The organism is Pseudoalteromonas sp. BSi20429 (genome assembly GCF_000238895.1).
Taxonomy (GTDB): Bacteria; Pseudomonadota; Gammaproteobacteria; order Enterobacterales; family Alteromonadaceae; genus Pseudoalteromonas; species Pseudoalteromonas arctica.
Genome location: NZ_BADV01000029.1, coordinates 18,694 through 30,891, shown reverse-complemented (window position 1 = coordinate 30,891; position 12,198 = coordinate 18,694). Strand labels below are relative to the sequence as shown.

Annotated in this window: 10 protein-coding genes; 8 read left to right on the top strand and 2 right to left on the bottom strand. The window is 41.3% G+C overall.

Annotated elements, in window-relative coordinates:
* Window positions 1-26 precede the first annotated feature (26 nt).
* Both fadJ and fadI read right to left on the bottom strand, forming a co-directional pair.
* Complete coding sequence (fadJ, locus tag P20429_RS13045) at window positions 27-2,234, bottom strand: fatty acid oxidation complex subunit alpha FadJ (protein WP_007582011.1); 2,208 nt, start codon at window positions 2,232-2,234, stop codon at window positions 27-29.
* Window positions 2,234-3,544 carry an acetyl-CoA C-acyltransferase FadI gene (fadI, locus tag P20429_RS13050; RefSeq protein ID WP_004335629.1) on the bottom strand — a complete coding sequence of 437 codons (1,311 nt, stop codon included), beginning with the start codon at window positions 3,542-3,544 and terminating at the stop codon, window positions 2,234-2,236. The genes fadJ and fadI overlap by 1 nt, the downstream gene beginning before the upstream one ends.
* Before the next feature lie 306 nt (window positions 3,545-3,850).
* Here fadI and P20429_RS13055 point away from each other — a divergent pair, with 306 nt between their 5' ends.
* From P20429_RS13055 to P20429_RS13090, 8 genes are all read left to right on the top strand, one after another.
* On the top strand, window positions 3,851-4,807 hold the full coding sequence (locus tag P20429_RS13055) for a MoxR family ATPase (RefSeq protein WP_004335627.1): 957 nt from the start codon (window positions 3,851-3,853) through the stop codon (window positions 4,805-4,807).
* Between the two features lie 3 nt (window positions 4,808-4,810).
* Window positions 4,811-5,755 carry a DUF58 domain-containing protein gene (locus P20429_RS13060; RefSeq protein WP_007582010.1) on the top strand — a complete coding sequence of 315 codons (945 nt, stop codon included), beginning with the start codon at window positions 4,811-4,813 and terminating at the stop codon, window positions 5,753-5,755.
* A 2-nt stretch (window positions 5,756-5,757) separates the two neighbouring features.
* Window positions 5,758-6,192 carry a DUF4381 domain-containing protein gene (locus P20429_RS13065; RefSeq protein ID WP_007582009.1) on the top strand — a complete coding sequence of 145 codons (435 nt, stop codon included), beginning with the start codon at window positions 5,758-5,760 and terminating at the stop codon, window positions 6,190-6,192.
* Window positions 6,185-7,171 carry a VWA domain-containing protein gene (locus P20429_RS13070; protein WP_007582008.1) on the top strand — a complete coding sequence of 329 codons (987 nt, stop codon included), beginning with the start codon at window positions 6,185-6,187 and terminating at the stop codon, window positions 7,169-7,171. Before P20429_RS13065 ends, P20429_RS13070 begins: the two co-directional genes overlap by 8 nt.
* The gene (locus tag P20429_RS13075) at window positions 7,171-9,111 is read left to right on the top strand and encodes a VWA domain-containing protein (protein ID WP_007582007.1); all 1,941 of its coding nucleotides are present in this window, start codon (window positions 7,171-7,173) and stop codon (window positions 9,109-9,111) included. The genes P20429_RS13070 and P20429_RS13075 overlap by 1 nt, the downstream gene beginning before the upstream one ends.
* Window positions 9,105-10,763, top strand: coding sequence for a BatD family protein (locus P20429_RS13080; protein WP_007582006.1), 1,659 nt, complete (start codon window positions 9,105-9,107; stop codon window positions 10,761-10,763). Before P20429_RS13075 ends, P20429_RS13080 begins: the two co-directional genes overlap by 7 nt.
* A gap of 61 nt (window positions 10,764-10,824) precedes the next feature.
* Entirely contained in the window at window positions 10,825-11,382 is a 558-nt protein-coding gene (locus P20429_RS13085) for a sigma-70 family RNA polymerase sigma factor (protein WP_032827217.1), read from the top strand.
* Entirely contained in the window at window positions 11,382-12,134 is a 753-nt protein-coding gene (locus P20429_RS13090; RefSeq protein ID WP_007582005.1) for a DUF3379 family protein, read from the top strand. The genes P20429_RS13085 and P20429_RS13090 overlap by 1 nt, the downstream gene beginning before the upstream one ends.
* Window positions 12,135-12,198: the final 64 nt, after the last annotated feature.

The window sequence follows — 12,198 nt, the reverse complement described above, 5'->3', positions numbered from 1 at the left end:
GTCGGTTTTTTTAGATAGCAGAAACTTTATTCTTTCGTTTCAATCTCTTTAATAACTTCAGGCTCAGTTACACTTTGCTCTTGTGACTCAGTGCTTTGTACTTCAGGAGCTACAACCTCAACATGTGTTGCGTTATAAAAAGTAGCACCAGAGCTTGCCATTGTTACCAGTGATTCACATGGTGCAAAGTTAGCATCGCTGTTAGCTAATGTAGACATATCAGAGCTTATTTTACTTGCGCCTAATTTATCCATATAGCTAAACGGGCCACCTAAAAATGGTGGAAAACCAATACCAAATATTGCACCGATATCGCCATCACGTGGGCTGGCAATAATGCCATCATCTAAACAGCGTACTGCTTCGTTAAGCATTTGCGATACACAACGCTTAGCAATTTCGCTCTTGTTTAAACGTGGAGCCGGGGTAACACCCAATAGTTCGTAAACTGACTCATCAACCTTTTTGCCTTTTTTATCGTATTCATAAAAACCACGACCAGACTTACGGCCAAGGCGTTTTGAATCAATCATACGCATAAATGCATCAGGGCCTTTAAAACGCTCGCCTAATTCTTTTTCAAGAATTGGGGCAATTTTAGAGCCAATATCAATACCTACTTCATCAAGTAGAGCCAGCGGGCCTACCGGAAAACCAAACTCAACAAGCGCCGCATCAATCTTTTCAATTGGCTCGCCTGCTAACATTAAGTTAGCAGCTTCGTTTAAGTAAGGCGCTAAAATACGGTTGACGTAAAAACCGGCCATGTCTTTTACAACAATTGGCGTTTTACCTTGCTTACGTGCAAAGTTAACAACGCGGGCAATGGTCTCTTGAGACGTACCTTCGTGTGGAATAATTTCCACTAATGGCATTTTTTCCACTGGTGAAAAGTAATGCAAGCCAATTACATTTTCAGGACGTGCTGCCTGCGCTGCAATTTGCGATATTGGTAATGATGACGTGTTACTTGCAAAAATTGTATTTGCTTGGCATTGCTGCTCTACGTCTGCAACCATACCTTGCTTAAGTGCAAGGTCTTCAAACACCGCTTCTATTACTAAATCAATGTGTTTAAAGCCACTGTAGTCAGTTGTACCTGTAATACGGTTCATCGTTAACTGCACATCAGCTTTAGACATAATACGACGCTTAAGACGCTTATCTAAAATTTTATAGGTGTAGCTCATTGCATTACTAATGCCCTGCTCTGCTACATCTTTAATACGTACCGGTACTTTAGCTTTAACAGCACTTACGTGCGCAATGCCTGCGCCCATTAGTCCACCACCTAAAACAGCAGTTTTGCTTATTGCGGGTGCGTCATCATTGCGCCACTCTTTTTTCATTTCAGTGGTTGCAAAGAAAATACCGCGAAGCGCTTTCGATTCGTCACTCATTACAAGTGTTGCAAAGCTTTCAGCTTCTGTTTTATACGCTTTTAGCTCATCAAGCTCTACACTAGCTCGCACTGCTTTAATAATAGCTAGTGGTGCTGGGTAGTGCCCGCCCGTTTTTTTAAGTACGTTTTCTTTTGCTTTTTTAAAGATAAAGTTACGACCAAACGGGTTTGACTCTAGTAATTTACTAATATTGTCGAGCTTTGGCTCTTTTGCTTGTGGCTTTTTCTTAGTCGCAAATTCTTTTGCAACTTTTAGCAGCACACTGTGCGGTACACAGTCATCAAGCACACCTGCTTTTTTAGCTTGCGTAGGGCGAATCTGTTTACCTGTTAGCATCCACTCTAGTGCTTTTTGAATACCAACAATTTTAGTTAAGCGTTGGGTGCCGCCGCCACCAGGAAGTAAACCAAGTTGCACTTCTGGTAAGCCAATTTTTGTTAAATCACTGTCGGTACCAACACGGTAATCACATGCTAAAGCAAACTCTAAACCACCACCTAATGCAGCGCCATGAATCGCACTTACTGTTGTGTATGGCAATTTTGTCATATCAAAAAACGCTTGATGACATAGCTCGCTAATAGCTAAAGCATCTTCACGCTTTTGAACGCTATCGAGCATTTTTACATCGGCGCCAGCAATAAAGTTATCGCTTTTTCCGCTTATAAATACCATGCCTTTTACATTTTGCGACTTAGCGTCTTCTAGTAACGCTTTTAAATCATCGGCAAAACTGCTGCGCAGGGTATTCATTTTCTCACCCGGCACATCAATCGTTACCACTGCGATTTTATTTTCATCTACCGCTAAATTAAATACTGAATCTGTCATTACGCGCTCTCCAATACAAAGGCTGCACCTAAACCACCAGCAGCACACGCTGTTGTTAATGCTAAACCGCCACCACGACGTTTAAGCTCGTGTAAGCTTTGCGTAATTAAGCGTGCACCTGTCGCTGCAAATGGGTGACCATATGCTAAAGAGCCGCCGTTAACGTTAAACTTATCCATGTTAATTTCGCCAATTGCTTTGCTGCGACCTAAATGCTCTTGTGCAAATTTGTCTGAAGCAAACATTTTCATATTGGCAAGTGTTTGCGATGCAAACGCTTCGTGCATTTCAATTAAATCTAAATCTGCAAGCGTAATACCCGCTCTATCCAGTGCAATAGGCGTTGAATGAGCTGGGCCCATTAACATGTCTTTTTCTACACCAATTGCCGAAAATGCAAAGCTACGTACGTAACCTAGTATTTCGTAACCAAGTGCTTTTGCTTTGCTTTCGCTCATCATAAGTACGGCCGCTGCACCATCAGTTAATGGTGTTGCATTTGCCGCGGTAACAGTACCGTGCTGACGGTCAAAAACAGGTTTAAGCTTGGCGTAGCCTTCAACCGTTGAGTTTTTACGAATGTTGTTATCTTCTGAAATAAAGCTTTTATATGGCGGTAAATGCGCCGTCATTACTTCATCTTTTAACTTTCCATCAGCCCATGCTTGCGTTGCAAGTGAGTGAGAACGATGCGCTAACGCATCTTGATCTTCACGGCTAATATTATGTGTTTTAGCCATTTGCTCAGCAGTTTGCCCCATTGAAAGGCCTGTTGAGTACTCTGCAACTGCAGGAGGCACTGGTAATAAATCTTTTAAACGCAGTTTTGAAAATATTTTTAAGCGTTGACCAAGCGTACGCGCTTTATTTAAATCAACTAAGCTGCCTGCTAGCTTTTTACTAACACCAATTGGCAGTACTGATGACGAATCTGCGCCGCCTGCAATACCTACACTTACAGATCCCGCCATAATAGACTCAGCTACATTAGCAATAGCCTGAAAGCTGGTAGCACATGCGCGCGATACAGAATATGCATCGACCGATACCGGCATACCTGTGCCCAATACAATTTCACGTGCAATATTTGGCGCTTCTGGCATTTGTACTACTTGACCAAATACAAGTTGATCAATTTCTGACTTGTTGAAATTTAATCGTTCAAGCATTTCGTTAACCACCAATTTACCCATATCAAGTGCAGGTACATGGTGAAACGCTGTTGCTTGCTTTGCAAAAGGTGTACGTAAGCCGCTAACTATGGCAATACGGTCGCCCTTTGGTGTTTTTAGTATGTTTTGCTCAGACATTTATGCTCTCCCGCTGACAGGTCTGACCTGTTTGTTTTCCTCGATTCTAAACAACCCGTGTACTAAAGCCAATAGATAAACACAAATTTATACAAATAGTGTTTAATTACGACTATCACAATAGGCTTTTTTAGACGCATTTACAAAGTTTTGTGGTACGCTAAAAATCGTTAAAAAATAACGAACTATTTTAAAAAATACAGTCTAACTCTTGAGTTACCCAATTATAAACCTTATAAATAGGTCAGTATTTATCACCTAACACTATTAGGTACAAACCCAGCTGACGAGGACAGTCCACTTATTATGGCAGCTAACGCATTTTCACAATTAAAAACGTACTTAGATACACAAATCATTGGCCAGCCAGAGCTTACACAAGCGCTACTTATTGCTATTTTAGCTGATGGTCACTTATTAGTAGAAGGCCCTCCTGGGCTTGCAAAAACACGTGCAGTTAATGCACTTGCTAAAGGTATTGAAGGATCGTTTCAGCGCGTACAGTTTACGCCAGACTTATTACCGGCTGATGTAACAGGTACCGATATTTACCGCCAACAAACTAGCGAGTTTGTATTTGAAAAAGGCCCTCTTTTTCACAACCTAATTTTAGCTGACGAAATTAACCGTGCACCAGCCAAAGTGCAATCAGCACTATTAGAAGCCATGGCAGAGCGCCAAGTGACCGTTGGTAAAAACACTTATCCGCTTAGCGAACTATTTTTAGTTATGGCAACACAAAACCCGCTAGAGCAAGAAGGGACTTACCCGTTACCAGAAGCCCAGCTGGATCGCTTTTTACTGCACCTAAGTATTGGCTACCCTGGCGCAGAGCATGAGCTTGATATACTGCGTTTAACACGCGGCGAAGCGCTTAACGAGCAACAACCAGTAATGCAAAAAATTAGTCAAAGCGATTTATTTGCAGCTCGTAAAGAAATATTAGGCCTTTATTTAGCAGAGCCGCTTGAGCAATATTTAGTACAACTTATTATTGCCACCCGTGAAGGCGCTAAATTAGATGCGCAACTAGGTAGCTGGATTGAGTTTGGTGCAAGTCCGCGTGCAACAATAGCACTTGATAAATGTGCTCGTGCTCATGCATGGCTTCAAGGCCGTGACTTTGTAGCACCTGATGATATTCAAGCTGTTGTGCATAACGTACTGCGTCATCGCATTATTTTAAGTTACGAAGCCCAAGCCGATGGCATTACTAAAGATCAAGTAATAAGCCGTATAGTTGAACTTGTAGCCGTACCATAAGTTATGCAAAAACAATTAGAATCCCAAGCATGGCTCAAACAGAGCCATAGCCACGGTGTTAATTTAGCACTCAAGGAGCTGATGTATTACAAAGCCAAAGCGCAATTGCTTGAACTTGCCCCTAAGGTAAAAATAAAAAATACCTTAACAGGGCAATACCTTGCACCGCACAAAGGCCGAGGAATGGAATTTGCCGAAGTCCGACATTATCAGCAAGGTGACGATATTCGCTCTATTGATTGGCGAGTTACTGCGCGTACCGGCGAGACTCACACAAAGCTCTTTCAAGAAGAAAAAGAGCGCCCTGTGTTTGTATTTACTGATTTTTCTAACTCAATGCTGTTTGGTTCAAAGTTACTATTAAAGTCGGTGCAAGCTGCGCATATAAGCGCTCTTGTTGCATGGTCGGCGTGTCAGCGCGGCGATAGAATTGGCGGTATTGTGTTTAATCAGCACTCGCATTTGGAGCTAAAGCCCAGCGCCCGTGAAAAAGCCGTCCTTAAGCTTTGTCATAATTTATGCGACAACCACCAGCAAGCACTCAACAACATTGATAAAACAGCCCCTAACAACTTTAGCGATAACCTAAAGCGCCTTAACCATTTAGCAAAACCAGGCAGCTTAGTGTATTTAGTGTCTGATTTTAATGCTCTGGATGATGCCAGCTTCAAGCAACTCGAAATATTAAGCCGCCACTGCGAGCTGATTGGTTGCCACATAAGCGATCCATTTGAGCATCAGTTACCTGCGTTTAAGCAAGCAGTCACCGTTAATGCAAATAGTCAAGACTTTGCCCTACCATTAATGGATAACAGCTTTAGAGAACGCTTTGCTAAAAATGCTGAGCAAGCATTTAGTACGCGCTTTAATCGCTTAACTAAATCGGGTCTTAATTTAATATCATTCAATGCAGCAACACCGCTTGAGCTGCAATTAGTGAGAAAATAACCATGCAAACCAATCCACTCGATGGCCTGCACGATATAATAGCGCCAAGCCAAGTTAATTGGTGGCCACTCGCCCCTGCTTGGTGGGTTATTATTGCACTGCTGTTTTTAGCACTGTGCGCAGCTATTTATATATTTTACAAAAAACATAAATTTAAAAAGCCTAAACGCTACGCAATACAATTGAGCCAAAGTGAGCAAAATCCTCAGCAACTGCATATTATTTTAAAACGTTTAGTGATTGAATATTACGACAAGCGCCTTGCTGCGCAATCTACCTCTAAATGGTGCACAACACTTAATACGCTTACCAGTTTGAGCTTTACAGAACAAGAAATACTAAGCTTGTATAACCCCAGCCAAAAAGATACAACACTGTGCGAAAAATTTCGCCAAGGTATTAAGCAATTTAAAATAAAGGAGTCAGTAAATGTTTGAATTTAGCTGGCCATGGTTATTTTTATTAATACCCTTACCTTTATTACTTTTACTATTAAAACCCGCAGCAAGTAATGCCAGTACGCGTTTACGTATACCCAGTTTTGCAAAGCACAATTTAACCAGTCAAAGCATTGAGCCACACGCACGACGTTTAAATCCTTTCGAGTGGGTAATTTGGTTATTACTTGTTGCTGCCGCTGCCAATCCAACATGGTTAGATGAGCCAATCTCATTACCAAATGAAGGGCGCGATATAATGTTAGCAGTTGACTTATCAGGCTCAATGACCGAGCAAGACATGGCTTACAATGGCCAATATGTTGACCGCCTTACCATGGTAAAAGCCGTACTCAGTGATTTTATAGAGCAGCGTCAAGGCGACAGGCTTGGGCTGATATTATTTGGCGACACCGCGTTTTTACAAACCCCGCTCACGCGCGACGTTAAAACAGTAAGTAAAATGCTCAGTGAAGCGCAAATTGGTTTAGTAGGACGCGCAACAGCCATTGGTGATGCATTGGGTCTTTCAGTAAAACGCTTTGCCAATAAAGATGAGAGTAACCGTATTGTGGTGCTATTAACCGACGGACAAAATACCGCTGGTAATTTAAACCCAGAAGATGCTCTGCTGCTAGCTCGCGAGGAAGGTATTAAAGTGTACACCATTGGCGTTGGCTCAGATAATCCGCGCGGCTTTAGCCTCTTTAACATGGGTGGCTCTAGTGGCAGTAGTTTAGATGAAAGCTTACTTAAAAAGATTGCCGAGCAAACTGGCGGATTATACTTTAGGGCCAAAGATGTAGCAGGCCTTCAACAAATTTACGCAGAGCTTGATAAACTTGAACCTATTAGCGCTGATGAACAAACATTCCGCCCACAAAGCTCATTATTTTACTACCCGTTACTTATCGCTATTTTACTTATTAGCTTAAAAGTAATGCTTAGTACACTGCGTGCATTAAAGGAGCCAAACTAATGGATTTTGAATTTATTCGCCCCGCTCTTTTATGGTTACTCATACCTGCTGTGGCATTATTTTTTGTCGCCTTAATTAAGCATAAAAAAACGACTAGTGAGCAGCTAATTGCACCGCATTTAGCACAATTTATAATGAGCGAAGCAAACACTAAAGCCAGCCAGCCACTTTGGTTAGTTGCTTTGTTTTGCAGCCTTGGCATTTTATTTAGTGCTGGGCCTAGCTTTGAGAAAAAACAAGTTCCTGTATTTCAAAGTAAAAGTGCCCGTGTAATTGTTATGGATATGTCGTACTCAATGTACAGCACCGATATTTTACCAAATCGTTTAATGCAATCACGCTTTAAAGCGCTTGATATGATTGAGCTATTTAGAGAAGGTGATACCGCGCTTGTAGCTTACGCAGGCACAGCCTATATAATATCGCCGCTAACAAACGACGCCACAACACTCAGTAATTTAATTCCAAGCTTAAGCCCTGAAATAATGCCAGACAAAGGCTCAAACGTTTTAGCCGGTCTTGATATGGCCAAAGAGCTATTAACGCAAGCGGGTTATATTGATGGCGACATTATTTTAGTGACCGACGGTATTGACCAGCAAGAACAAAGCGACGTGAGTACCTTTACCAGTAACACCCAATATAGATTAAATATATATGGCGTGGGTACCGCTCAAGGCGCTCCAATTAAGTTACCTGAAGGTGGTTTTTTGAAAGACAGATACGGCCAAATTGTAGTACCTACTCTCAATGCCAGTCAGCTTAAAAATTTAGCATCGAGCAGTGGTGGTAAATTTGCTAGTTACCAGCCTAGTAATAACGACATAAATACGTTTGCCCCAAATGCACAGAGTGAATTATTGAAAGACGAAAAACAAAGCCACGCACTTTGGCGAATAGATGCAGGTATATACGGACTCTTGTTATTACTGCCATTTGGCTTGTATTTATTTAGACGCGCTGCCTTGCTGGGGGCTTTTTTAGCTTTTGGTTTTTTACCGCAGCAAAATGCGTATGCCGTAGAGCTCCCTACTCTTTTGCAAAATGCAGATCAACGTGCATTAGAGGCTTACAATAATAAAGAATACGATGCAGCAACACAGGCGCAATCGAGTGAATTAAAAGGCGCGGCGCTTTACCAGCAAGGTAATTTTGATGCTGCACTTAATGAGTTTAGTAATGATAAGTCGGCTACCGGTTTATACAACTACGGTAATGCCCTCGCCAAAGCTGGCAAGCTTGAGGACGCCATTGAAGCCTACAAACAAGCCCAAACCTTACAAGACGACTTTACACAAGCAACTGACAACCAAGCTTTAGTTGAACAATTACTCAATCAACAAAAGCAACAAAACCAGCAAGATCAGCAAAGCGACGGCGACGACTCTCAAGACCAAGATGATAGCCAGAAAAAAGATGAGCAAAACCAAGGGCAAAATTCTGATGAGTCAAAACAGGATAAGCAACAAAATGGTGATAAAAGCGATTCTGAAAAAGGCGAAAACGAAAGTCAAAGCTCAAGCGATGAAAAATCTGATAAAGAATCAGATAAAGAGTCTGAACAATCAAAAGATCAACAAGGTGAGCCTGGCGAGCAATCAGACAAGCAAAATGAACCTGATATGCAAGCTCAGCCACAAAGTGAGCAAGGGCAAAATAAAGACGCTGACCAACCTCAAGACGAGCAGCAACAAAGTAAGCCACAAGCAATGAATGAGCAACCTGCTACTGATGAGCAAAAACAAAATGCTCAGCAACAAGCTATGCAAGCCCAAGCAAGTGAGCTCACTAATGAAGAAAAAGAAAAAGCACAACAGCTTAATCAACTACTTAGAAAAGTCCCGGACGATCCGGCTATTTTATTACGGAATAAAATGCAATTAGAAGCCCAAAAAAGACAATATAAACGTCGCCCTACAGGAGTCGAAAAATCATGGTAATGCGATTATTTTGCTGTTTATTGCTATTAAGTGCGATGCCTTCGTGGGCTGCCACCAAATTAGAAGCCAGCGTAGATAAAAACCCTGTTTTAGCGGGTGAATTTTTTATGCTTAATATATCCGTAGACGATACAGTTAAAGGCGAGCAACCAGACACCTCATCGCTGTTAAAAGACTTTGTGGTAGGCCCAACAAGCTTAAGTTCTCGTACCAACATTATTAATGGCAGCATTAATAAACAAACCACGTGGTCAGTTAAATTAATGACCCGTGCAGAGGGTGATTACACTATTCCTGCATTTAGCGTTGCAGGGTTAACCTCACAGCCTATTAAATTAAAAGTGGCAAAACGCTCAGTTGATGCAGATAAAAATAACGAAATATTTTTAAAAACGTCGCTCTCAAGTAATTCATTATTTGTGCAAGAAGCCGGTGTTTACACTATTAAGCTTTACCTTGCGAAAGAGCTGCTTGATGGCAGCTTAAGCACACCAAGTATGGAAGATGCTCAGCTAACCCAATTGGGTAAACAAACTGAAAGCTATGAGCTTGTTGATGGTAAACGCTACCTTGTTATTACTCGCGAGTATTTGATTCAGCCACAAAAAAGTGGTGCGTATACTATTGCAGGCCCTGCTTTTCAAGGGCGAGTACAACAAAATTATCGTCAATTAGAGGTATCAGCTCTTGGCGACGATCAGCAAATAGAAATTAAACCAATTCCGAGTGATTATAAAGGTGCATGGTTACCAAGCGAGCTGGTTAGTCTTGATGAAGAATGGCAACCTAACGACAACACCGTAGAAGTCGGTACGCCTATAACACGTACTATTACACTTACTGCGCTTGGGGTTACAAAAGAGCAATTACCTGAAATCTCTATGCCTACCATTGATGGCATACGCAGCTACCCTGATAAAAAAGAAAATAACAATGCAGTACGTGACGGACGCGTTGTATCGCAGCAAACTGCATCGTATGCATTACTGCCGCAAAAACCAGGTACTTACACTTTACCTGAAATACAGCTGCCTTGGTTTAATACTAAAATGAACCGTATTAGCGTAGCTACATTGCCAAAGCGCACTATAACGGTAACGCCAAGTAGTACCGCACCTAATACCGCCGTGGCAAACCCACAATCAAACCCAAACAATTTACCTGCTATTGAAAATATTTCGAATGAAGCGACAGGCACACAACGTATTGAAACTAAAAGTGATACTCCTCTTTGGTTAATAGTTGTTGCCACTTTAGGGTATATTTTATGGATTGGTACTGTAATTTTTTACTTAATGACCCGTTCTACTAAAAATACGACTGAGAAATTACAACCAAACAACCGTGATATTTCTCAGCCGAGCTTAAATGAGCTTAAAACGCTCGCTAAAACGAACGATGTGAAAGCTTTTTACACCGCATTAAATAGTTTTTCTGTAAAGGTGACTCACAAAAATGTTGGCGCTATTGATGAGCTTTGCTATCGCGTAAAGAGCAGCGAGCTTAATGGCCTCATTAGCCAATTGCAGGCACAACTTTATAGTAATAAAGGCGCAAACACGGATCTTAATGCTATTATTAAAATTCTTGAGAACTATCAAACTCAAGCATCAAAGTCGCAACAAGCTGTATTAAAAGACCTTTATGATTAATAACTACGATACTCAGGTCTTTTTTTGCAATAAATAATAATTTTTAATTAAAAAAGTGCTTATGCTTGGAAAGAAAAAATCAAACAATCAGGTCTTAATCGATATGGCAGAGAAACAAAAGCGTTATGAAGCCTTGGTCCACGTTTACAATAAAGAGCTTTATCGCTTTGCTTATTGGTTATGCCGTGATCCGCACATAGCAGATGATTTAGTACAAGAAACGTTTTTACGCGCGTGGCGTTCTCTCGACTCTTTACTTGATCAAAAGGCAGCTAAACCTTGGCTGCTTACTATATTACGAAGAGAAAATGCGCGCCGATTTGAACGTAAACAGTTTGATTACAGCGACGTAGAAAACGATACGCTTGTTGATGAAACCAGCCACTCATTAGATGATGAAATGGAGCAAACGGTTATCCAACGCCAGATTGCCCTGCTATCTGATGAATACCGAGAGCCATTATTACTACAAGTTGTAATGGGCTGCTCTGGCGAAGAGATCGCAGGCATACTTAATTTAAATAAAAACACGGTAATGACTCGTTTATACCGTGCCCGAAATCAACTTAAAGAGGCTTTAAGCCGTGATGATGAACAACTTAAAGGGGCATCAAAATAATGGATGAACTTGAGTTTCGTCGCCGCACTATTGCGCAGCCAAACGACATTGACAAGGAGCTCATGGAGTTTGCTAACAATAACCCAGAGCGACAAAGTTTTATTAATGATATGAAAGATTTTGATAAATTTATTCAAGACTCTTTAGATATACCTGTGCCTGAAAACCTTGCAGACCGCATTCTTTTAAACACATCGTTAAAAGAAAAAGCACTACAAGAAGAGCAAGCAACAGGAAAAAATGTAGTTGATGCCCGCTCGCGTTTTAAGCTTGACCGCGTGCATCTTGCATTAGCTGCATCTTTTGTAGTGGCTATTAGTGCCTTCTTTTTTAGTACAGAGCAAAATATTGCACACGAAGCGGGTGAGCATGCGCTTGCCCATGTGTACTACGAAATTAGTGCGCTTGATAAAAAAGAGCCCATTAGCCTACAAAGCGTTAACGACAAGCTTGCAGTATTAGGTGGTCATCTTGATGAGCTTCCTGGTGATGTAACTTACGCTATGTTTTGTGATTTTAAAGGCGAAAAAGGGCTACATTTGATATTTGAGTCTGACTTTGGTCCTATGACGGTATTTATAGTACCTTCTGAAAATAAATCATTTGGTTTTGGCGATGATAATTTCAAAGACGAGCGCTTTGAAGGTCATATTAACCGAGGCTCACAAGCAGATACTATTTTAGTGGCAAGTGTTGGAGCACCTCTAAATACTTATAACGAACGCGTTACTGGCGCTATTCGTTGGCTTTAAAATAAACAAATTTACCGCTTAGTCCCTACTAAGCGGTTTTTTGATTATGTACCCACCAACAAAC